General features: G+C 71.1%; 17 protein-coding genes and 3 pseudogenes. 12 read left to right on the forward strand and 8 right to left on the reverse strand.

Going from position 1 to position 21,378, the window contains the following annotated elements:
* The first annotated feature begins 97 nt into the window (after positions 1–97).
* The 5 genes and pseudogenes from L0P92_RS14760 (at position 98) to L0P92_RS14775 (ending at position 3,379) form a co-directional block, all read left to right on the forward strand.
* Positions 98–1,171, forward strand: coding sequence for an Ldh family oxidoreductase (locus tag L0P92_RS14760; RefSeq protein ID WP_234763118.1), 1,074 nt, complete (start codon positions 98–100; stop codon positions 1,169–1,171).
* Positions 1,168–1,470 carry a putative quinol monooxygenase gene (locus L0P92_RS14765; protein ID WP_234763120.1) on the forward strand — a complete coding sequence of 101 codons (303 nt, stop codon included), beginning with the start codon at positions 1,168–1,170 and terminating at the stop codon, positions 1,468–1,470. Before L0P92_RS14760 ends, L0P92_RS14765 begins: the two co-directional genes overlap by 4 nt.
* A 21-nt stretch (positions 1,471–1,491) precedes the next feature.
* Positions 1,492–1,929 (forward strand): cupin domain-containing protein, encoded by a 438-nt coding sequence (locus tag L0P92_RS14770; RefSeq protein WP_234763122.1) that lies wholly within the window; start codon positions 1,492–1,494, stop codon positions 1,927–1,929.
* Positions 1,926–2,420 (forward strand): annotated as a pseudogene (locus L0P92_RS45225) (aldehyde dehydrogenase family protein); the annotation flags it as partial. The gene L0P92_RS14770 and the pseudogene L0P92_RS45225, both read left to right, overlap by 4 nt.
* Positions 2,318–3,379 carry an aldehyde dehydrogenase family protein gene (locus L0P92_RS14775; protein ID WP_308289721.1) on the forward strand — a complete coding sequence of 354 codons (1,062 nt, stop codon included), beginning with the start codon at positions 2,318–2,320 and terminating at the stop codon, positions 3,377–3,379. The pseudogene L0P92_RS45225 and the gene L0P92_RS14775, both read left to right, overlap by 103 nt.
* Here the strand turns inward: L0P92_RS14775 and L0P92_RS14780 are convergent.
* Positions 3,353–4,276 carry an NAD(P)/FAD-dependent oxidoreductase gene (locus tag L0P92_RS14780; RefSeq protein WP_234763124.1) on the reverse strand — a complete coding sequence of 308 codons (924 nt, stop codon included), beginning with the start codon at positions 4,274–4,276 and terminating at the stop codon, positions 3,353–3,355. The two genes, L0P92_RS14775 and L0P92_RS14780, sit on opposite strands and share 27 nt — an antisense overlap.
* A gap of 34 nt (positions 4,277–4,310) precedes the next feature.
* Positions 4,311–4,835: pseudogene (locus tag L0P92_RS45710) on the reverse strand (ABC transporter substrate-binding protein); the annotation flags it as partial.
* Between L0P92_RS45710 and L0P92_RS14795 the strand changes: the two are divergent.
* Positions 4,813–4,959 (forward strand): hypothetical protein, encoded by a 147-nt coding sequence (locus L0P92_RS14795; RefSeq protein ID WP_234763127.1) that lies wholly within the window; start codon positions 4,813–4,815, stop codon positions 4,957–4,959. The pseudogene L0P92_RS45710 and the gene L0P92_RS14795 sit on opposite strands and share 23 nt — an antisense overlap.
* Positions 4,960–5,166: 207 nt before the next feature.
* Here L0P92_RS14795 and L0P92_RS14800 read toward each other — a convergent pair whose 3' ends face one another.
* The 4 genes and pseudogenes from L0P92_RS14800 to L0P92_RS14815 form a co-directional block, all read right to left on the reverse strand.
* A complete protein-coding gene (locus L0P92_RS14800) occupies positions 5,167–6,132 on the reverse strand; it encodes a glycoside hydrolase family 6 protein (RefSeq protein WP_234763129.1) in 966 nt (321 codons plus the stop codon).
* 239 nt (positions 6,133–6,371) lie between these two features.
* Positions 6,372–7,475: pseudogene (locus L0P92_RS14805) on the reverse strand (glycoside hydrolase family 10 protein); the annotation flags it as partial.
* 399 nt (positions 7,476–7,874) lie between these two features.
* Positions 7,875–8,741, reverse strand: coding sequence for a GNAT family N-acetyltransferase (locus L0P92_RS14810; RefSeq protein ID WP_234763130.1), 867 nt, complete (start codon positions 8,739–8,741; stop codon positions 7,875–7,877).
* A gap of 209 nt (positions 8,742–8,950) precedes the next feature.
* Positions 8,951–10,576, reverse strand: a complete 1,626-nt coding sequence (locus tag L0P92_RS14815) for a PucR family transcriptional regulator (RefSeq protein WP_234763131.1) — start codon at positions 10,574–10,576, stop codon at positions 8,951–8,953.
* Positions 10,577–10,836: 260 nt separating this feature from the next.
* On the opposite strand from L0P92_RS14815, the gene L0P92_RS14820 reads away from it, so the two are divergent.
* From L0P92_RS14820 to L0P92_RS14835, 4 genes are all read left to right on the forward strand, one after another.
* A complete protein-coding gene (locus tag L0P92_RS14820; RefSeq protein WP_234763132.1) occupies positions 10,837–12,105 on the forward strand; it encodes an aspartate aminotransferase family protein in 1,269 nt (422 codons plus the stop codon).
* Entirely contained in the window at positions 12,102–15,005 is a 2,904-nt protein-coding gene (locus L0P92_RS14825; protein WP_234763133.1) for an FAD-binding and (Fe-S)-binding domain-containing protein, read from the forward strand. Before L0P92_RS14820 ends, L0P92_RS14825 begins: the two co-directional genes overlap by 4 nt.
* Entirely contained in the window at positions 15,002–16,441 is a 1,440-nt protein-coding gene (locus tag L0P92_RS14830; RefSeq protein ID WP_234763134.1) for an NAD-dependent succinate-semialdehyde dehydrogenase, read from the forward strand. The genes L0P92_RS14825 and L0P92_RS14830 overlap by 4 nt, the downstream gene beginning before the upstream one ends.
* Before the next feature lie 187 nt (positions 16,442–16,628).
* On the forward strand, positions 16,629–16,982 hold the full coding sequence (locus L0P92_RS14835) for a cupin domain-containing protein (protein ID WP_234763136.1): 354 nt from the start codon (positions 16,629–16,631) through the stop codon (positions 16,980–16,982).
* A 43-nt stretch (positions 16,983–17,025) separates the two neighbouring features.
* On the opposite strand, the gene L0P92_RS14840 is transcribed toward L0P92_RS14835, so the two are convergent.
* Together L0P92_RS14840 and L0P92_RS14845 are read right to left on the reverse strand one after the other, a co-directional pair.
* Positions 17,026–17,769 carry an IclR family transcriptional regulator gene (locus L0P92_RS14840; protein ID WP_234763137.1) on the reverse strand — a complete coding sequence of 248 codons (744 nt, stop codon included), beginning with the start codon at positions 17,767–17,769 and terminating at the stop codon, positions 17,026–17,028.
* A gap of 372 nt (positions 17,770–18,141) precedes the next feature.
* Positions 18,142–18,888 (reverse strand): IclR family transcriptional regulator, encoded by a 747-nt coding sequence (locus tag L0P92_RS14845; protein ID WP_234763144.1) that lies wholly within the window; start codon positions 18,886–18,888, stop codon positions 18,142–18,144.
* 283 nt (positions 18,889–19,171) lie between these two features.
* Between L0P92_RS14845 and solA the strand changes: the two genes are divergently transcribed.
* Both solA and L0P92_RS14855 read left to right on the forward strand, forming a co-directional pair.
* Positions 19,172–20,311 carry an N-methyl-L-tryptophan oxidase gene (gene solA, locus L0P92_RS14850; protein ID WP_234763139.1) on the forward strand — a complete coding sequence of 380 codons (1,140 nt, stop codon included), beginning with the start codon at positions 19,172–19,174 and terminating at the stop codon, positions 20,309–20,311.
* A gap of 2 nt (positions 20,312–20,313) precedes the next feature.
* A complete protein-coding gene (locus L0P92_RS14855) occupies positions 20,314–21,375 on the forward strand; it encodes a succinylglutamate desuccinylase/aspartoacylase family protein (RefSeq protein ID WP_234763140.1) in 1,062 nt (353 codons plus the stop codon).
* Positions 21,376–21,378: the final 3 nt, after the last annotated feature.

A 21,378-nucleotide genomic window follows, 5' to 3' on the forward strand; every position in this document is an offset into this window, starting at 1 on the left:
CCTGCTATGGATTTCCAAGTGCAGGGCTGTATACATTGCTGGATACCCTCTGGATACATCCTGACAACCTGACCTGCTTGATGCGAGGGGTCCTCTCATGCCGCACACCGTCGGCGCCGCCGACCTGCTTCGGTTCGCCGCCGCCACCACCGAGGCGTACGGCGTTCCCCCCGCAGACGCCCAACTGCTCGCGGACACCCTGGTGACCGCGGAGCTGTGGGGCCATCCGTCGCACGGGATGCTGCGTCTGCCCTGGTACCTCGGCCGTCTCGCGAGCGGCGCGACGGCCGCGGTCGCCGCGCCCGAGACTGTCGGTGACAGCGGAGCCGTTCTCGTCGTCGACGGCCGCGACGGTCTCGGTCAGATCCTCACCGACCGCGCGGTGACCTGGGGCGTGGAGCGTGCCCGTCGGCACGGCGTCAGCGCGGTCGCCGTCCGCAACTCAGGTCACTTCGGGACGGCCGCCTACTTCACCCGCAAGGCCGCCGAGCAGGGCTGCGTGGCACTGCTGGCCACCAACGCCAGCCCGGCCATGGCACCTTGGGGCGGCAAGGAGAAGACGATCGGCACCAATCCGTGGTCGATCGCCGCCCCGGGCGGCCGCCACGGCACGGTCGTGATGGACATCGCCAACACCGCCGCGGCGCGCGGCAAGATCTACCACGCCAAGGAGCGCGGCGAGCCGATCCCCGAGGGCTGGGCGGCCGACGCGGACGGTGTGCCGACCACCGATCCGCGGCGCGCCATCGAGGGACTGATCCTGCCGATGGCCGGACACAAGGGGTACGCCATCTCCTTCATGTTCGACGTGCTGGCGGGCGTGCTGACCGGCAGCGCCTTCGGCTCGTCCGTGGTCGGCCCCTACCGGCCCACCGGCCGCAGCGGCGTCGGTCACCTGCTGATCTGCGTCGACATCCGCTCCATGGCCGACCCGGCGGAGTTCGAGGAGCGGATGGAGGCCCTCATCGAGGAGACCAAGTCCACCCCCACCGCCCCGGGCACGGCCGAGATCCTCGTCCCCGGCGAGCCGGAGATCCGCACCGCCGAGCGCCTGCGCACCGAGGGCATCACGCTCGTCGACGACACCTGGGCCGCGCTCGTCCGCGTCGCCGCCGAAACCGCCGTACCCCTTCCTGTCCCGGTCCCCAAGTCCCAGGAGCTGCCCGCATGATCGCCCTGACCGTCTCCCTCCGGGTCGTCCCGGGCTGTCGCGACGACTTCCTCAAGGCCATCGGGGAGAACGCCGAGCGCACCTTCGGCGACGAGCCCGGCTGCCGTTACTTCGACGTCGTGTGCGACCTGGCCGACGACCACCACTTCGTCTTCCACGAGATCTACGACGACGAAGCCGCCGTTGAGGCACACCGCGCCGCGCCTCACTTCAAGGTCTGGCGCGAGGCCGCGGCCAAGTACGTCGTGCCCGGCAGCCAGGTCAACACGCTCTCCCGCCGCCTGTTCCACCACTCCTGAACTCCCCATAGGAGACGCTTCATGTGTACCGACCGCCCCGCCGAGCCGAATCTGCTCATCCACCCCGACGAGGTCGAACGCTTCGACCGCGGCGGCGGTGTGGCCACCATCCCCTACGTCGGCAAGTGGAACTCGCGGACGGCCGTCGTCACCACCGGCCAGACGGTCTTCCAGCCCGGCACCGGACTGCCTCTGCACAGCCACAACGTCGAGGAGTCGGTCCTGATCCTGGAGGGCGAGGCGACCGCGGAGATCGACGGCGAGTTCTTCGACCTGGAGGTCGGTCAGGCCACCTGGGTCCCGGCCGGAACCCCGCACCGGTTCTTCAACCGGGGCCAGGGCGTCATGCGGATCTACTGGGTCTACGGCGGCAGGGACGTCACCCGCACCATCACCGCCACCGGTGAGACCTTCGAGCACCTCTCCGCGAGCGACAAGGGAGGGGCGCCCACCTCATGAGCAGCACCATCCAGACCGTCGATCCCGCCACGGGCGTACCGATAGCGACGTACGAGGCCTGGGACCCGGATCGTGTCGAGACCGCCGTGGCGCGGGCCCACGCCGCGAGCCGCGCCTGGTCCCTGGTGCCGGTCGCCGAACGTGCCGCGCGCGCCGCCCGTCTCGCCCGCGCCCTGCGCGAGCACCGGGGCCCGCTCGCCTCCCTTGTCGTCGCCGAGATGGGCAAGCCGGTGCGGGAGGCCGAGGGCGAGGTCGAGAAGTCCGCGGTCACGGCTGAGTACTACGCCCGGCAGGGGCCCGCGATCCTCGCCGACGAGCGGGTCGAGGTCGACGGGGCGCAGGCCTGGGTGGCCTACGAGCCGGTCGGACTCGTCCTGGCGGTCATGCCGTGGGACTTCCCCGTCTGGCAGGTCATGCGCTTCGCGATCCCCGCACTGGTGGCAGGGAACGGTGTGCTGCTGAAGCACGCTCCCAACGTCACCGGCAGCGCGCTCGCCCTCCAGGACCTCTTCGTCGCAGCCGGTTTCCCCGAACACCTCGTGACCGCTCTCGTGCTCGCCGACATCGACGTACCAGCCGCGCGACAGCCTCGCTCATCGAGGACGACCGTGTCGCCGCCGTCACCCTCACCGGCAGCAACCGGGCCGGCGCGGCGGTCGGCGCGGCGGCGGGGCGGGCGGCGAAGAAGTCCGTTCTGGAGCTGGGAGGTTCGGACGCCTTCGTGGTCCTCGACGACGCCGATGTGGAGGCCGCCGCGGCGGCCGCGGTGAAGGCGCGCTTCACCAATTCCGGGCAGAGCTGCGTGTGCGCGAAGCGGTTCATCGTCACGGCCGCCGTGGCGGCGGAGCTCACCGCCGCGTTCGTGGCCGGGGTGGAAGCCCTTCGCGTCGGTGATCCGCGCGATCGGGACACTCAGGTCGGACCGCTCGCCCGCGACGACCTGCGAGCGGCGATCCAGCGGCAGGTCGAGGAGTCCGTCGCCGCCGGGGCCCGCCTCCTCACCGGGGGCAACCCCCTGCCCGGCGAGGGCTGCTTCTACCAGCCGACCGTCCTGGCCGACACCGGCCCCGGCATGCCCGCCTTCGACGAGGAGACCTTCGGGCCGCTCGCCGCCCTCGCCGTCGCCCGGGACGACGAGGACGCCGTACGACTCGCCAACGCCTCGTCGTACGGGCTCGGTCTGAGCATCTGGACGGCCGACCCGGGGCGCGGCGTGGCGCTGGCCCGCCGTGTCACCAGCGGGGCGGCCTTCGTCAACGCCGTCGTCGCCTCCGACCCGCGCCTGCCCTTCGGCGGCACCAAGCGCAGCGGATACGGCCGCGAACTGGCCGCCGCCGGCATCCGCGAGTTCACCAACACGCGCAGCTATTGGGTCACCGCCCGACCCGACAGCGCCCGCACCGGAGCCCTCCGGGACCTGTCCTCAGCCGGCGCCGAGCAGCGCCAGTAGTTCGGGGGTGTAGAGCTCGGAGACCGGGCTGAGGCCGGCCACCGTGTTGAAGTACCGGCGTACATGGTCCGGGTTGGAGGACACCGCCTTCAGGAGCATGCGGCGCTTGTCCCGTGCCGAGGCCTCCGCCACCAGCAGGGTCGCCTGGTAGTTCTCCATGAACATCTGGTCGCGTCCCTCGGCGAACCGCTTCAGCGCCAGGTCGAGGCCCGGCTCCGAACCCAGTGTGTCGCCCACGCGGTCGACCAGGAGCTGGGCCTGGGCGAAGGCGTCGCCGATGCCGCGCGCGGTGAGCGAGTCCTTGTGGTGGCCGACGTCACCGATCAGCGCCCAGCCGGGACCGCACGGCTGACGGAAGAAGTTCTGCTGGTCGCCCGTGCCGTAGAGGGGATCCAGTTGTTCGGCGCCGTCCAGCTTGGCGTACAGCTCGGGCGCGTTGTCGCGGATGTTCTCCAGATACGCCTCCTGGGCGCGGACCTTCACCTCGGCGAACCGCTGCTGCGGGTGGTAGGCGGAGACCAGCACCGCATCGTTCGTGGGGACCGCGGAGACCCATCCGCTGGGGCCCTCGTACAGCTCGAAGTGGGTCTTCGGGCCCTTCCAGAACGTGTAGTAGGCGCAGGTCAGCCGCGGGTGCTCGGTCGTCTTCGGGGCGCCCACCAGGCCCGCCACGGTGGAGCGCATTCCGTCGGCGCCCACCACCAGCCTTGCCCGCTCCACGATCGGCGGTCCGCCGCCCGTCGACAGGCTGACCCCGCGCACCCTGCCGCCCTCCTCGACGGGGCCGACCACCCCGCAGTTGTCGCGGAACTCCACACCCGCGGCGACCGCGGCCTCCACCAGGATCGGGTCGGGCACATGGCGGCGCGGCGCGTACGCCGCGGTGATTCCGTCCACCGGGTCGGCGCACCCCTGCCAGCGCCAGCGTGGTCTTGCCCGCTCCTGATTCGCCTACGACGGCGACCCGTTCGCCGGGCCCCGCCTGCAGTGACACCCCGTCGAGGACACGACGGCCCGCCGCGTCCTCGACCGTGAGGTTCTCGACGCGGATCACCGGTCCAGCCTCGCGGCGAGCCGGTCCATCCCGAGGTTGGTCGCGACCGCGAGGACTCCGAGGCACACGGCGGGGACCACGACGGCCCACGGGGCGAGGGCGATGCCCTCGATGTTCTCGCTGATCATGGCACCCCAGTTCGGTTCGTCCTCGCCGAAGCCCAGGAAGCCCGCGGCGGAGGTGAGAGCGACGGCGATGGCGAGTGCTGTAGGCGACGTCCGCCGCGCGGACCTTCTTGCCGTCGTGGAAGAGCACGCCCTCACGGAGCTGGACCGTCCAGCGGGTTCCGTCCGCGTTGGGCTCGACGGACTCGGCGAGCTTCAGCTTGTACTCGCCGTCCTCCAGCGTCACAAGGGAGTCGAAGACATGCGCGGCGACGATGGAACTCGCGCCGGCGCTCACCGTACGCGGGTCGAGGCCCGTGGTGTTGGTGGCGTCGGCGGCGGCGACTCGCAAGGTGTCGGCCGCCGCCTTGCCGGCGCCCTTCTCCTCGGGGGAGGACGAGGAGGAGCAGGCCGAGAGCTGATCACCCTCACGGCGATGGCCAGCAGCGCTCTGGCCTTGAGCGAACTCCGGAAGGGCGACCCAACACCTTGCGTCATGACGGTTCAATCCTCACATGGGCGCCGCCGGCCGACCGGCCACGGGATGCAGACCGTGGAACTCTCTCCCCTGCGCATGGCCACCGTCTGCGCAAAGGTGCGCACCGGAAGCGTGCCCGAGCGGCCCCGGATCAGTATCCGTAGATCATCTTGTAGGCGACCTCCGGGAGGAACTGTCCGGCCGAGGAGCCGGTTCCCACGCCGCAGTTGCCGTCGGACTCGCCCGGGACCTTGATCCACAAGAGCATCTCGGCGCCTCCGCCCAGCTGGGTGGGGGTGCCGATCCGGCGGCCCGAAGGGTTGCACCACTGGCCGTTGGAGCCGTTGCCGTTGCGGCTGGTGTCCACGACGAACGGCTTGGTGTAGCCGTACCGGGCGCCGAGTTCCCTGTTGACGGCGGCGCCGTACGCGGTGTTCTCGGCCGTGGTCAGGTAGTTGGAGACGTTGAGCGAGAAGCCGTGGGCCTGCCGGAGGCCCGCTTCGTGAAGGCGCTGGGCCATGGTCGCCGCGCTCGCCCAGGCCGGATTGCCGGCGTCGAGGTAGACCCAGGTGTTGGGGGCCTGACGGTTGAACTCGGCGAGCGCCCCGGTGAGCATGCTCTCGCGTTCGTCGATCTGGGCCTGGTTCATGCAGCCGTAGTCCCCGAGGGAGTCCGGTTCGAGGACGACGACGGCCGGGCGGGCGGCGATACCGCCCGCGAACTGGGCGATCCAGTTCGCGTAGGCGGACGGCGAAGACGCTCCGCCCGCGGAGTGCCCGCCGCAGTAGTCGCGGTTGTAGATGTTGTAGGCGACGAGGACGGGCAGCTTGTCCCGGGCGTCCGCGGCGCCCACGTACGCACCGGTGGCGGTGCCGATGGTGCCGCTCCAGGAGCCGAACCAGCGGGCCGTCGGAGTATTGGCGATGGAGGCGTTGATCGCGGACGCCCGGCCGTCACCGGGGTTCGCGGCGACCCACCGCTTCGCGCTGGAGTCGGGGTCCGCGTAGAACCCGTTGGTCATGGTCGTCGGGTCGGCCGCGTGGGCGGACGGCGCGGCGGTGAGCGCCAGCGGCAGCGAGGAGAGCGCTGCCACCAGGGCGAGGAGTCTGCGGCGCATGGGGGTACCTCGGCTTTCTGACATCTGGGAGGGGTACGTCCGAAGGTCGGGGCCGGGCACGGGGAGCGCTCCCATCGGAAGCGCTCCCCACGGCACGGTCGATCAGCAGGTCGAGTTGGTCTGGCTCAGGAGGCCGAGCCGCCACGGATCATCGCGCCGTGACCGATGTCCCGGGTTCAGGCGACCGAGGGGAAGGAGACGTTGTTGGCCCGTGTGAACAGATTGCTCTCGGCGTTGACGGCGCTGCGCGGGGCGGCGGGGTTGCCGCTGGTGGCGGCCAGTGCGTTACGGGTGGCGGTGGGTGCGTTGCGGGTGGTCGCGGGCGTGCCGCCCAGCGTCGTCAGCACCGCGTTGTACGCAGGCTTCTTGTTGCCGCCCCGGTCGAACAGCAGCGGGTTCTCCGAGGCCCGCCAGGAGTCGCTGTCGCGGATGCCCCAGACCGTGATGCCGGTGCAGCGCGCGACGTTCATGCAAGCCCTGACCGTGTTCGCGTACGCGTTCGGCGACGCCTGGGCGATGTCCAGTTCGGTGATCTGGACGTCCACGCCGAGCGCGGCGAAGTTCGACAGTGTGGTCTGGAAGCTGGCGGGCGGGCCGCCGGTGCCGAAGTGGGCCTGGAGGCCGACGCAGTCGATGGGCACGCCGCGCGCCTTGAAGTCGCGGACCATGCGGTGGACGCCCTGGGTCTTCGCGGCGTTCCAGTCCTCGATGTTGTAGTCGTTGTAGCAGAGCTTGGCGCCCGGGTCGGCCGACCGCGCGGTGCGGAACGCCTGCTCGATGAAGCCGTCGCCCAGCAGGTTCTGGAACACCGAGGGGCGGTGCTGGCCGCTGCCGCCGTCGGCGAAGGCCTCGTTGACCACGTCCCAGGAGTGGATCCGGCCCTTGTAGCGGTTCATCACGGTGGTGATGTGGTTGTTCATCACGCCGCGCAGCGTGTTCGCGTCCCTGATGGAGCTGACCCAGCCGGGTAGTTGGGAGTGCCAGACCAGGGTGTGGCCGCGCAGGCGCTGACCGCGGGCCTGCGCGCGGCCCGCGATCTGGTCGCCGGGGCCGAAGTTGAACGAGCCGCGGGACGGTTCGGTCGTGTCCCACTTCATCTCGTTCTCGGCCGTGACCGAGTTGAACTCACGGTCCAGGATGCCGGCGTACGTGCCGTCGCCGAGCCGGCCCGCGGCCACGGCGGTTCCGAAGTACCGTCCGGACTGGGCCGCTTGGGCGCCCAGCGTGCCGGCCCGGTCCGCGTCGGGTGCGCCGGTCGCGGTCCCGGGAGTCAGCAGGGCGGCCGTGGCCAGCAGGCCCAAGACCGAGGCTCGGCGACGGCCGAGCCGTTTCAACGGGTTCATGGTGCTCCTCGGTGGGGGGAGTTGGAAGTTGACGAGTCCATGACATTTCCGAATGCGCTCTGCTCGGCTCGTGCGGAGCGGCTCTCTGGGTGCGATATCGAACAAGGATCGACTTGCCGAGCATCCTGGATGATAGGAGGCCGGTGAACCCCGTCAATACCTCTCGCATGAATCGTTGAGAGCTTCGAAACATTCGAGGCTGGATGATCCCATGTCATGGCTAGCCTGATGTCTGGAAGCTTCAGTTATGCCATCTTTTGTCTTCAGTGTCGCTGTGCTGTAAAGGGTTGTCTGGTAGCGGCTGTTGACATCTTCGATGGCCTCTTCAATACCCGTGAAGCCTTGAGTTTCCGAATGATTGACGAAACGTCACCGTCCCTGACGGCACCGACCTCGGCGTCAGACCTTCCGGATCCGGTCGGCGATCTGCGGCCTCGCCGCGAACCCGGCCGCCTTGTACGTGGCGACACCGCCGACGTTGGAGCTCGGCGTGCACACGCGCACGCTGGAGGAGCCCATCTCCCGCAGTGCGGCCGCCCCGGCGACGGTGATCGCCCGGCCGTAGCCGCGGCCGCGGTGGTCCGCGTGGACGCCCATCGGCTCGACCAGTCCTGGCTTCCCAGGGCCGGCCGACCACACCGTCACCACTGCGGCGGGGTTGCCCTGGTCGTCGTAAACACCCAGGCATCGGGCGTCTTCGTAGAACGGTGCAGCGGACATCTCGTGCCGGTACTCGCGCGTGGGCTTCGTGGTGTCGAACGCGGACCGCAGGACGTCGGCGAAGTCCTGTGCCTGCTCCAGGCCGATCGCCTTGATCGGCACGCCGGGGGCCTCCACCGCATCGGCGAGGTCGCGGAAGAGCGGCGTCCACGGCTCGTCGACACCCCAGCCCTCCTTGGTCAACAGGTCGTGCAGCAGCAGGCCCTGCGGCGCCTCGATGGACACCGCTCCCTCCGGGAGGACGCCGCGCTCGGGCAGCGAGAAGTCCTCCACGAGCCGCCGCGCCAAGTCCTCGTCCTGGAAAGCGTCGGGAGCGACCGTCATCCGCACCAGCGTCGGCGTGTCCAGCATCCCGACGGCGAGGATCCGTCCGTCCCGGCTCCAGGTCCGGACCACCGCGGCCGTCTCGGCCGTTCCGAACCGGAAGTTCCAGCCGATGTCCCCGGGATGCAACTGCATCGGCGCTTCGTCGTGCTGCCACTCCCGCAGCGCCGCACTTGCCGCGCGCACCCCGTCGGCCGTCGGCGTACCCAGCACAATCGTCATAGCCGGGATCAGACACCCCGTCTTGGTGGCGTGCAACTGATTAACTGACCAGGGGCTTCAGGGGGATGGTGGCGTCCGGTGTGGCGTCGCGGCCCGTGGCACAGCCGGGTTCGCGAGCCCCCGAACCCGCGCGGCAGGTTTGTACACACGGGACAAGTTGCGCCGTGACGTCCGAGCGTCCCCACCCCCGGCTGCACCGGGATCGCGCGTCAGCCGGCCCGCCACACATCGAGTGCGGTGAGGGCCACGTGGAGTTCGGTGCGCTGGTCGCCCGATTCGAGGTCACGGGAGAGGAGGCGCTCGATGGTGCGCAGGCGTTGGTACATGGTTTCGCGGGAGAGGCCGCCGCGGCGGGCGGCGGTGGTCTTGTTGCCGGCCGCGTCGAGGTAGTGGCGCAGGGTCGTCAGCAGGTCGGTGCCGTGTTGGGTGTCGTGGTCGATGAGGCGCCGGAGCTGCCGTTCGGTGTACTCCTGGATCCGGGGGTCCTCGCGGAGGGCGTACAGCAGACGGCGCAGGCCGACGTCGGACAGTTCGTGGAAGGAGCGGTCCGGGGGGAGGGGCTGGCCGGGCGGCGTGGCCTCGGCGACGCGGGCGGCCTCGCGGAAGGAGCGGGCGGTGTCGGTGAGGTCTGTGACCTCCGAGCCGACAGTCACCACTGCGCCCGGGGCCAGGCCCAGTACTGTGCCGGACAGGCGTTCGAGGACGGGGCGCCAGGTCTGGGAGGGGCGCAGAGCCAGCAGGATGCCGAGGCGGTCGGGGGCCAGCTCGCCGACCAGGGCCGGCACGCCCGCCGTACTGAGCTCCTGCATCAGACGGGACTCGGTCTCGGCTCCCGCCTGCCCCGCCCGCAATTCCACCAGCGCGGCGACGAAGAGGCTTCGATCGGTCGGCAGGCCCAGTGCGGTGCAGCGGGCGCGGGCGTCCTGCGCGGAGCGATGGCGCTGTTCGACGAGGTCGAGCAGGGCGTTCCGGTGCGCGGTGCGTTCCCACGGGACGGGGTGGATGAGGCGCGCGACGGTCAGTGCCATCGCGGTCCGCTCCAGCAGAGTGATGTCCTCCGGCCCGAACGCCGGTCCGTCGGTGCGCGCCGGGAGCATGGCCACACGACCCCAGCGCTCGCCCTGGTACTCGACGGGGGCGGTGAGCCAGCCCTCCGGGCCGCGCGTCGCCGTGGTGTCGCCGGGCCCGGTCGCCCTGGAGCGCTGCTCCCAGTCGGCGAGTGCCTCCTCGACGGTGAGCCCGGACGGTTCGCAGATCAGGGCCTGGTGCACCAGGTTCTCCAGGACGACCGTGCGCCCGCTCATCTCCGCCGCCGCCCGCACCACGTCCTCCGGCCCCGCGCCGCGCAGGGTCAGGGTGGTGAACGCCTCGTGGATGCGCTGCGTGCGGCGCATCGCCTCCGTCTGGTTGCCCAGCAGGAGCGCGTGCACGACCTGTGTGACCTCAAGGAAGTTGACGTCCTCGGCCAGGGTGACGAGGGGCAGGCCGCGGCGGCGGCAGGCGTCGACGAGCGCGTCCGGCGGTCGGTGGTAGCGGCGTACGAGTTCGATGACCAGGGCCGCGGCTCCGATGTCGGCGAGTTCGTCGACGTACCGGCGGACGGCGGCCGTGTCCTGCGGCAGGGGCATTCCGGTGGTGAGGACGAGTTCGCCGCCCTTGAGGAACGACGCGGGGTCGGTCAGCTCGGTGATGTGGACCCACCGGACCGGTCGGTCCAGGCCCGGTACGCCGGTGACGACCCGGGGCCGTCCGGCGGCCAGGACGGGAAGCGCGAGGACATCGGCCACGGTGAGCGGACGGGTGGGCCCCTGGTCGGCCGGATGATCGTCGGTCACGTTCTCTCCACGGGAGTCCCTGCTCGAACTCGGTCCGGAGCTCGGGGGAGTGCCCGGCCACTGTGCCAAGCGTCTCTGACCTGCGCAAGAGCGGCCCGTGAGCGATCGGCACCCGTGGTGGCCCCGATCAGGCTGACACAACGTCCGGATGTCGCGTCCCGGCCGGACAGATCGCGCGTTGGAGCACCCCTCGCCCGTGGGGATGCTCGGAAGACCGCAGCAGACCGCAGCAGACCGAACACCGAGGCCGGGAGACGAACATGACCGCACTGTCGCCGCACCTTCGCCAGGCCACGCCCGTGGTGGCGGCCCGGGGCGAGGGCGTCCACCTCTTCGACCATGACGGCCGCCGCTACCTCGACTTCACCGCCGGCATCGGCGTCACCAGCACCGGGCACTGTCACCCCAAGGTGGTCGCGGCGGCGCAGGAGCAGGTCGGCACGCTGATCCACGGCCAGTACACGACGGTCATGCACGAGCCGCTGCGCCGCCTGGTCGACAAGCTCGGCGAGGTGCTGCCGGCCGGCCTGGACAGCCTGTTCTTCACCAACTCCGGCAGCGAGGCGGTGGAGGCCGCGCTGCGGCTGGCCCGCCAGGCCACCGGTCGGCCCAACGTCATCGTCTGTCACGGCGGCTTCCACGGCCGTACGGTCGCCGCCGCCTCGATGACGACCTCCGGCACCCGCTTCCGCTCCGGCTTCTCCCCGCTGATGAGCGGTGTCGTCGTCACCCCCTTCCCGTCCGCCTACCGCTACGGCTGGGACGAGGAGACCGCGACCCGCTTCGCGCTGAAGGAGCTGGACTACACCCTCCAGACGATCTCCTCGCCCGCCGACACGGCCGCGATCATCGTCGAGCCGGTCCTGGGCGAGGGCGGCTACGTCCCCGCGAACCGCGCCTTCATGGAAGGCCTGCGCGAGCGCGCGGACCGCCACGGCATCCTCCTCATCCACGACGAGGTGCAGACCGGCGTCGGCCGCACCGGCCGCTTCTGGGGCCACGACCACTTCGGTGTCACACCCGACATCCTCGTCACCGCCAAGGGCCTGGCCAGCGGCTTCCCGCTGTCCGGCATCGCCGCCTCCGAGGAGCTGATGACCAAGGCGTGGCCCGGCTCGCAGGGCGGCACGTACGGCGCCAACGCCGTCGCCTGCGCCGCGGCCTGCGCCACCCTCGACGTCGTACGCGACGAGAAGCTCGTCGAGAACGCCGAGGCGATGGGCAAGCGGCTGCGGCAGGGCCTGGAGGCGGTGGCCGACCGGACGCCGGGCATCGGCGACGTGCGCGGCCTCGGCCTCATGCTGGCCACCGAGTTCGTCACCGAGGACGGCAGCCCCGACCCCGAGACAGCCGCCCGCGTCCAGCGCGCCGCCGTCGACGAGGGCCTGCTCCTCCTGCTGTGCGGCGCCTGGAACCAGGTCGTACGCATGATCCCGGCGCTCGTCATCGACGAGACGGCGGTGGACGAGGGCCTCCAGGCATGGGCGACCGCGGTCGAGGTCGGAACATCGGGAGCGGCACGGCGATGACGGACACCACCACGGCCCTGGAGCCGCTGGTCGCGCGGCTCGCCGAGACCGCTTCCGGCCTGCGGGTGGAGACCGGCCCGGGCTCCACCGGTCTCTACGCCTACGACGCCTCCAACTACCGGGTCCCGCCGAGGGCCGTGGTCTTTCCCCGCAGCGCCGACGACGTCGTCGCGGTGCTGCGGGCCTGCCGCGAGACAGGCATCCCGGTCACCGCGCGCGGCGGCGGCACCAGCATGGCGGGCAACGCCGTCGGACCCGGCGTGGTGCTGGACTTCTCCCGGTACATGAACCGGATCCTGGACATCGACCCGGTGACCCTCACCGCGCGCGTCGAGGCCGGAGTGATCCTGGACGCGCTGCGGTCGGCGACCGCCCTGCACGGGCTCACCTTCGGCCCTGACCCCTCCTCGCACAGCCGCTGCACCATCGGCGGCATGATCGGCAACGACGCGTGCGGCAACCGGTCCGTGCGGCACGGGCGCACCAGCGGGCACATAGAGGCGCTGGAGATCGTGACGGCCGACGGCGTGCGGGCCGTCGCCGACCGGACCGGCCTGCGGGCCGCCGACCCAGAGGACAGGGACGCCGTCCAGCGTGTCGCAGGTCTGGAAGCGGATCTGCGCCGCCTGATCGACGCCAACCTTGCGTTGCTCCGCACCGAACTGGGCCGGATACCGCGCCAGGTCTCCGGCTACCAGCTGCACCACCTGCTGCCCGAGCACGGCTTCGACATGGCCCGAGCGCTGGTGGGCACCGAGGGCTCCTGTGCGGTCGTCACCGCCGCGACGGTCCGCCTGGTGGCGACCGCACAGGCTTCCACCCTCCTCACCCTCGGCTACGACGACGTGGTCGACGCCGCCGAGGACGTCCCCGAGATCCTGCGCTGGAACCCCACCGCCGTGGAGGGCATGGACGAGGCGATCGTCGCCACCATGCGTGCCCGGCGCGGTCCGGACTCCGTCACCGGGCTGCCCGAAGGGCGGGCTTGGTTGTACGTCGAGCTCGACGGCGACGACCAGGACGCGGTCGACGCCCGTGCCACCGAACTGCTGGGCGTACTCAAGGCCCGGGGCCGGATGACCGGTGGGCGCGTCGTGCACAGCCCGGCCGAGCGCCGCTCGCTGTGGCGGGTCCGCGAGGACGGGGCAGGGCTCGCCGCCCGACTCGTCGACGGCGGGGAGTCCTGGCCCGGCTGGGAGGACGCGGCCGTCGCACCCGAGGACCTGGCCGCCTACCTGCGCGACTTCCGCAAGCTGCTGACCGCGCACAGCCTGACCGGCGTGCTGTACGGGCACTTCGGCGCGGGCTGCGTCCACGTGCGCATCGACTTCGACCTCGCCACGGACGCGGGCCGGACTGCCACCCGCCGGTTCCTCTCCGAAGCCGCCGCCCTGGTCGTCGAGCACGGCGGAACCCTGTCGGGCGAACACGGCGACGGGCGGGCCCGCGGCGAACTGCTGGAGGTCATGTACAGCCACCGCATGATCCAGGCGTTCGCCGCCTTCAAGGAGATCTTCGACCCCGAGGGGCTGCTCAACCCGGGCGTCATCGTGGCCCCGGCCCGCCTCGACGCCGACCTCGCCCTGCATACACCCTCGGACGTGCTGCCCGTCGAGAGCCTCTTCTCCTTCCCGCACGACGAGGACGGCTTCGCGGGAGCGGTACGCCGCTGTGTCGGTGTCGGCCGCTGCCGCAGCGACGCCGGCGGTGTGATGTGTCCCAGCTACCGGGCCACGGGGGAGGAGAACGACTCCACGCGCGGCCGGGCCCGCCTGCTCCAGGAGATGGTGCGGGGCGGAACCGTCCAGGACGGCTGGCGCTCCACCGAGGTGCGTGACGCCCTCGACCTGTGCCTGTCCTGCAAGGCCTGCTCCAGCGACTGTCCGGTCGGCGTCGACATGGCCACGTACAAGGCGGAGTTCCTGCACCAGCACTACAAGGGCAGGGTCAGACCCCGCTCCCACTACTCCCTGGGCTGGCTGCCCCTGACGTCCAAGCTCGTCGGATACGCGGCCCGCCCGGTGAACGCGCTCCTGCGCGGACCCGTCGGGAAGCTGCTCGCACGCCTCGGCGGCGTGACCACGAAACGCAACATCCCCGCCTTCGCCTCCCGGCACGCGCTGCGCCGGGCCCTGCGCACGGCGAGGACCGGCGAACCGGCGAAGACACTGCTCTTCGTGGACAGTTTCACCCGCGCCTTCCGTCCCGAGGTGGCCGGGGCGGCGAGCCGCGTACTCGCCGACGCCGGCATCCCCTGCACGGCCGAGGACGATCTGTGCTGTGGCCTGACCTGGGTGAGCACCGGACAGCTGTCCCGGGCGCGCCGCATCATGGCCCGCACGGTCGCCCGCCTGGACAACGGCGACGACCGGCCCATCGTCGTGGCCGAACCCAGCTGCGCCGCGGCGCTCAAGCGTGACGTGCCCGAACTCCTCGGCACCGACGCCGCCCGGCGTGTCGCGGCCCGCGTCCACACCCTCACCGGAGCCCTGACCGACCTCGCCGCACCCGGCTGGGCGCCCCCGGAGCTGCCGGACAACGTCGTGCTGCAGACCCACTGCCACGAGTACGCCACCTTCAAGGGCCGCCACCCCCGCGACCTGCTCGGCCGCCTCGGCGTACGGAAGGTCGACGAGGCCGAGGGCTGCTGCGGACTGGCCGGCAACTTCGGCTTCGAGGAACAGCACTACGACACCTCGATGGCCGTCGCCGACCTGGCCCTGAAGCCGCGCCTCGACGACATGGACCCCCGCACAGCGGCCGTCGTCGTGGCCGACGGCTTCAGCTGCGCCACCCAGATCGACCACCTCGCCGGAGACCGGGGCATCCGCGCCCTGCACCTCGCGGAACTGCTCGACCCCGCCGCCGACCGGCCCGGACAACCAGGAGAGAACTCATGACCGACACACCCACGCAGTTGTTCATCGGCGGTGCCTGGGTGGACGCCGCGGACGGCGCCACCATGCCCGTCGACGACCCTGCGACCGGCGAGGTCCTCTGCCACGTGGCCGACGCGGGTCCGAAGGACGCCAAGCTGGCCGAGGAAGCGGCCGTGCAGGCGCAGGCAGAGTGGGCGCGTACGGCGCCCCGGGTGCGCAGCGAGATCCTGCGCCGCGCCTACGAGATCATCCTCGAACGCACCGACGAGCTCGCCCACCTGATGACGTCCGAGATGGGCAAGCCGCTGGCCGAGGCCAGGGGAGAAGTGGCGTACGCGGCGGAGTTCTTCCGGTGGTTCTCCGAGGAGGCCGTCCGTATCGACGGTGGCCTCGCCACCTTGCCGGACGGCCGCAACCGCATGCTGCTCTCTCGCCGCCCGGTCGGCCCCTGCCTGCTCATCACCCCGTGGAACTTCCCGCTGGCCATGGGCACCCGCAAGATCGGCCCGGCCGTCGCGGCCGGCTGCACGATGGTGCTCAAGCCGGCCCCGCAGACCCCTCTCTCCAGCCTGGCTCTCGCCGCGATCCTCAAGGAGGCCGGGCTGCCGGACGGCGTGCTGAACGTCGTCACCACCTCCCGTGCGGGGGAGGTGTGCGAACCGCTCCTGCGCGGCGGGCGGATTCGCAAGCTCTCCTTCACCGGCTCCACGGCGGTCGGGCAGCTGCTCCTCGCCCAGAGCGCGGAGGCGGTCGTACGGACCTCGATGGAGCTGGGTGGCAACGCGCCGTTCATCGTCTTCGAGGACGCCGACCTGGACAAGGCCGTGGACGGCGCGATGGTCGCCAAGATGCGCAACATGGGCGAGGCCTGCACGGCCGCGAACCGCTTCTTCGTGCACCGGTCGGTGGCGGAGGAGTTCGGGCGGCGGCTTGCCGAGCGGATGGGCGAGCTCGTCGTCGGTCCGGGCACCCGGGAGGGCGTCGACGTCGGCCCCCTGATCGACAGGAGGGGGCGCGCCAAGGTGGAGGAGCTGGTCGCCGACGCGGTGGAACGCGGGGCTCGGGTGCTCGTGGGCGGCCGTACACCCGAAGGCTCCGGCTGCTTCTACCCGCCGACCGTGCTGGCCGACGTCGATGCCGGCAGCCGCCTGATGGACACGGAGATCTTCGGCCCTGTCGCAGCGATCCTCACCTTCGACGACGAGGACGAGGTGATCCGCCGGGCCAACGACACCCCCTGGGGCCTGGTCGGCTACCTCTTCACCGAGGGCCTCGACCGTGCCCTGCGGGTGAGCGAGCGGCTGGAGGTGGGCATGGTGGGGCTGAACACGGGCCTCGTGTCCAACCCGGCCGCGCCCTTCGGCGGCGTCAAGCAGTCGGGGCTGGGCCGCGAGGGCGGCCGGGTGGGGATCGACGAGTTCCTGGAGTACCAGTACCTCGCGGTGGCTGTGAGCTGACGGCGGTCATGCCCTGACCGCGCCGCAGCACGCACCGCGACGGCCTCACCCGTGCCCGGTTTTCCACGCCGCCGGGCACGGGTGTGCGGCCATCGATTTCTCGAGCCCGACCACCAGTTTCCCGAGTCGGACCATCAATTTCCCGAGCCAGACCATTTAATTTCCCGAGCCCAAGGAAAAGACGAACATGTCGTTCCTGAAGACCATCGACACCGATCCTTCCTTCGCGCCGCACCAGTCCGGCCCGCTCCCGGAGCGTCTGGTCTCCGGTGACCCCGCGTTTCTGACCTGGCCCCAGGACATCGCTCGTGGGGAGATGATTCATACGGGCGTCTGGGAGGCGACGCCCGGCGAGACGCGCTCGATCAAGGGCGAGACCTTCGAGTTCTGCCACATCCTCGCCGGCGTCGTGGAACTCACGCCGGAAGGCGGCGAGCCGGTGGTCTACAAGGCGGGCGACAGCTTCGTCATGAAGCCGGGCTTCGTCGGTGTCTGGAAGACGATCGAAACCGTGCGCAAGATCTACGTGATCGTGAAGTGATGTCGACGCCTGAGGCCCGACGCCCGCGAAGCCGGGACCGTCGTCAGGCCAGGTGCCGGGCGGTGATCTCCGCCGCCGTCTCGGCGACCAGGCGGCCCAGCTCGGGCAGCCGGCCGGGCTCGAAGCGGGAGTCGGGCAGGGAGACGGCCACGGCGGCCAGCGGTGTGTCGTCACCGTCGAGCACGGGTGCCGCGATAGCGCAGATGCCGTGCAGGTACTGGTTGTGGTTGACGGCGTAGCCACGCTCTCTCACGCGGCCGAGCTCCGCGCGCAGCTGGCCCGGGTCGGTGATGGTCTCCTCGCCGTAGCCCTCGAGCGTCTCCGCGGTGACCTCTGCTATCTCGGACTTCCCCAGATGGGCCAGGACGGCGTGCCCGGCGGCGGTGGCGTGCAGGGGCGAGGTGTCGCCGATGGCGTGGAAGGTGCGTACGGCGTGGTCGCAGTCGACGCGGTCGACGACGACCATGCCTTGCAGGGCGTCGGGCACCGACAGGTGGATGGTCTCGTTCACGGCGTCACGGAGCCGGATCATGGGTTCACGGGCGGCGGCGAACAGGCTGGAGCCCTGCAGTGCGACGGGGCGTACGGCCAGTACGCGGGCGCCGATCTCCCAGCGGGTGGTGTCCTTGCGGTTCGCCCGCAGCCAGCCCGCCTCGTTGAGGGTGACCAGGGTGCGCTGCACGGTGGACTTCGGCAGCCCGAAGATTTTCGTCAGCTCCCCGACGGTCACGGGTTGGTGTCGGGCGACTGCCTCCAGAACCCGCAGTGACCTGGTGACGCTCTTCATTTCCATTCCATGCCCCCTCAGACCCGTGGATCCCTGGTTCTCACTTCTCGACTCCAGCACGGAGTCACGGTCATGATCTGTGCCGGATTTCAGCATAGCGTGCCACAATGTGGTACGCAGCTGGAGTTCGGTCGATCGGTGGACCGGCCTTGAGGTGTGCCGGGGTCCCGATTCCCCGCGGCGATGGACAGCGGCAGGGCCTTGACCGGGCCTGCCGAGCCGCGTGGTGCGGCCGCTCTGCGTCCGGCCTTCCCCCGGCCGGGCGCAGAGCGGTGGCTGCCGTGACACATGACCGAGGGCCGACCTCGCACGCGTCAGCGCGCCAGGCCGGCCCTCGATGGACGGCTTGCGGTGCGGGTCGTCGTCCGCCGTTCAGGCGCCCAGGCGGCGCTGTGAGATCTCCGCGGCCGTGTCCGCGACGAGGCGGCCCCACTTGGGTGCCCGTTCCTCGTCGTAGCGCGCCTCGGGCATGGAGACGGCCACGGCTGCCAGCGGGGTGCCGTCCTCGTCGAGCACGGCGGCGGCGACGGCGCAGACGCCCGGACGGAACTGGTTGCGGTTGACCGCGTAGCCGTCGGTGCGGATCCGGTCCAGCTCGGCGCGCAGCTCGTCGGGTTCACCGGGGGTCGTGTCGCTGAACCGCTCCAGCCCGGCCGCGATGAGGTCTTCGACGTCCCGCCTCGGAAGGTGCGCGAGAACGGCGCGCCCGACGGCCGTGGCGTGCAGAGGCGAGGTGTCGCCGATCGTGTGGAAGGTCCGTACCGGGTGGTCGCAGTCGACGCGGTCCACCACGACCATGCACTGCAGGGCGTCGGGCACCGACAGGTGGATGGTCTCGTTCACCGCGTCCCGAAGGCGAACCATGGGTTCACGGGCGGCGGCGAACAGGCTGGACCCCTGCAGTGCGGCGGGGCGTACGGCCAGTACGCGGGCGCCGATCTCCCAGCGGGTGGTGTCTTTTCGGTTCGCTCGCAGCCAGCCGGCCTCCGCCAGCGAGACCAAAGTGCGCTGCACGGTGGACTTCGGCAGCCCGAAGATCTTCGTCAACTCCCCCACGGTCACGGGCTGATGCTGGGCGACCGCCTCCAGGATCCGAAGCGACCTGGTGACGCTCTTCATTTCCATCCGGTTTCCCCCTGTTAATCCTCGAAATTTCTGCTGGACACCCTCTTGACTCCCCACTGAAGCCACTGTCATTCTCTGTGCCAGATTCTAGCACAGCATTCCACATAGTGGCACGGCCTTCGGAGAGACCCCCGGAAGTGAGCCGGACTGCGAGACGCGGCGGTTGCGAGCCACAGGTCCACAAGGGGGACCTGGCTCCCGCCCAAACCATCTCGAATCGAACAATCCTCACGTCGAAGGCCCAGCATGCGCCTCGGCGATACGAAAGGAAAGTCCTGTGTCAGCTGCCAGGAAGCGCGTCGCGGTGATCGGCGTCGGAACGATGGGCAGCCAGGCCGTATGGCGGCTGGCGGCCCGCGGCGCCGAGGTCGTCGGCTACGACCGCTACGCACCCGGCCACGACCGCAGTGCCGCCGGCGGTGAGACCCGGATCTTCCGCAGCGCCCACTTCGAGGACTCCCGGTACGTCCCGCTCCTCAAGCACGCCGACGCCCTCTGGGAGCAGCTCCAGCAGGAGACCGGCCGCGAGCTGCGCCGCCTGACCGGATGCCTGCTCATGGGGCCGACCGACCACCAGCAGATGGCCACCGTCCTGCAGTCCATCGCCGACCACGACCTCGACCACGAGGTGCTGGACGCCGAGGCGCTCGCCAAGCGCTTCCCGCAGTACCGCATCGAGCACGGCGACGCGGCCGTGCTCGACCGCCGCGCCGGGTTCATCCGCCCGGAGCTGACCATCCAGACCGCCGCCCGCCGCGCCGAGCAGCTGGGCGCCGTGATCCACCGCTACACCACGGTCCGCGAGATCGTCCCCGTCGCGGGCGGCGTGGAGATCCGCACCGACTCCGGCAGCGAGCGCTTCGACACCGCCGTCGTCACCCCCGGCCCCTGGGTCAACGACCTCCTGCCCGACCTGCCGTGGGAGGTGGAAGTCCGCCGCCTCGTCAGCGCCTGGTACGTGCCCACCGCCCCCGACGCCTGGTTCGGCGAGGAGCGCCCGGCCTTCATCCGCACGGCACCCACCCACTGCTACGGCCTGCCCTCCCCGGACGGCATCTCGGTCAAGCTCGGACTCTCCCGCGCGCTGCACCGGCTCGCCGACGACCCCAACCAGCTGGACCGCACCGTGCGGCCGGACGAACTGGAGGTCTTCTCCGAGCTGATCGGGCGTTACCTGCCCGACCTGCACCCGGACCCCACCCGCCTCTCCGTCTACATGGAGGGCTACACCGAGAGCAGCCGCCCCCTGGTCGGCCCCCTGCCCGGCGCCGAGAACGTCATCCTCCTCGCCGGCTTCTCCGGCCACGGCTTCAAACTCTCGCCCGCCTTCGGCGACATCGCCGCGGACCTCGCGCTGGACGGCGCCTCGCCCCAGCCCATCGACTTCCTCTCCACCGTCGGCCGTACGGAGGCATGACCATGAACGACGCCACCCTCGCCGTCGGCTCGCTCCAGGCCCAGCCGGGCACCAAGGTCCGCGGCACCCGCCAGGCCGATCTCGGCACCCTCACCGCGGACATCCCGGTGACCCTGGTCAACGGAACCCGCCCGGGTCCCCGGGTCGTCATCACCGCCGGTGTGCACGGCGGCGAATTCACGCCCATCGAAGCCGCCGCGCGCCTGGCAGACCTGCTGGAGCCCGGAGAGGTGAGCGGGCAGGTGATCATCTGTCCGGTCGCCAACCCTCCCGCCGTGTACCAGGGCCGGCTCAACGTCTCCCCGGTCGACGGCGTCAACCTCAACCGCGTCTTCCCCGGCGACCCGGACGGTGGCCCCACCGAGCGGCTGGCCGCCTGGCTCTTCACCCACCTCGTCGACGGCGCCGACGTCTACATCGACCTGCACTGCGGCGGCATCGACCAGGTCCTGCGGGACTTCGTCGGCTACCGCCTCACCGGTGACCCGGACCTCGACAAGGCGACGGCCGAACTGGCAGGCTCCTTCGGCATCGAGGACGTCATCCTCGGGCTGACGCCCGAGGGCGGCAACAGCCACGCGGCCGCCGCCCGCCGGGGTGTCTCGGCGGTCCTCGTCGAGGTGGGCCAGCTCGGCCGGCGGGACGAGGCCACCGCCCTCCGCCGCGTCGACGGACTGCTGAAGGCCCTTCGCCATCTCGGCGTCCTCGACCAGGACGGCTCCGCTCCGGCACCGATCCGCGAGTGGGTCTGGTCCGGCGGCGCCACCGCCGAGGCCACCGGCCTGTGGTACCCGGAGTTCTCCTTCGACGCCGACGTCATCGGCGAAGTCGCAGAGGGCGACCTCCTCGGCCGCATCATCGACCCGACCGACGGCACGGAGCACACCGTCCACGCCCCGGCAGACGGCCGGATCTTCTACGGCATGCACGGCCTCACCGTCGCCCCCGGCAAGGAACTGGCCGCGCTGGCCGTCCCGTGGAACCCCGACACGGCCGCGCGGGCCGACACCTTCCAGGCCCCCGGTATGGGTGCCGGATCAGACGAGGCGGACCCCCGCCCCTAGACC

The sequence above is a fragment of the Streptomyces muensis genome (assembly GCF_021474425.1).
Lineage (GTDB): Bacteria > Actinomycetota > Actinomycetes > Streptomycetales > Streptomycetaceae > Streptomyces > Streptomyces muensis.

Coding starts and splice junctions, on each gene's coding strand:
- L0P92_RS14760 (WP_234763118.1), top strand. CDS start 98: ATGCCGCACACCGTCGGCGCCGCCGACCTGCTTCGGTTCGCCGCCGCC.
- L0P92_RS14765 (WP_234763120.1), top strand. CDS start 1,168: ATGATCGCCCTGACCGTCTCCCTCCGGGTCGTCCCGGGCTGTCGCGAC.
- L0P92_RS14770 (WP_234763122.1), top strand. CDS start 1,492: ATGTGTACCGACCGCCCCGCCGAGCCGAATCTGCTCATCCACCCCGAC.
- L0P92_RS14795 (WP_234763127.1), top strand. CDS start 4,813: ATGGAACTCGCGCCGGCGCTCACCGTACGCGGGTCGAGGCCCGTGGTG.
- L0P92_RS14800 (WP_234763129.1), bottom strand. CDS start 6,132: ATGCGCCGCAGACTCCTCGCCCTGGTGGCAGCGCTCTCCTCGCTGCCG.
- L0P92_RS14810 (WP_234763130.1), bottom strand. CDS start 8,741: ATGACGATTGTGCTGGGTACGCCGACGGCCGACGGGGTGCGCGCGGCA.
- L0P92_RS14820 (WP_234763132.1), top strand. CDS start 10,837: ATGACCGCACTGTCGCCGCACCTTCGCCAGGCCACGCCCGTGGTGGCG.
- L0P92_RS14825 (WP_234763133.1), top strand. CDS start 12,102: ATGACGGACACCACCACGGCCCTGGAGCCGCTGGTCGCGCGGCTCGCC.
- L0P92_RS14830 (WP_234763134.1), top strand. CDS start 15,002: ATGACCGACACACCCACGCAGTTGTTCATCGGCGGTGCCTGGGTGGAC.
- L0P92_RS14835 (WP_234763136.1), top strand. CDS start 16,629: ATGTCGTTCCTGAAGACCATCGACACCGATCCTTCCTTCGCGCCGCAC.
- L0P92_RS14840 (WP_234763137.1), bottom strand. CDS start 17,769: ATGAAGAGCGTCACCAGGTCACTGCGGGTTCTGGAGGCAGTCGCCCGA.
- L0P92_RS14845 (WP_234763144.1), bottom strand. CDS start 18,888: ATGAAGAGCGTCACCAGGTCGCTTCGGATCCTGGAGGCGGTCGCCCAG.
- L0P92_RS14855 (WP_234763140.1), top strand. CDS start 20,314: ATGAACGACGCCACCCTCGCCGTCGGCTCGCTCCAGGCCCAGCCGGGC.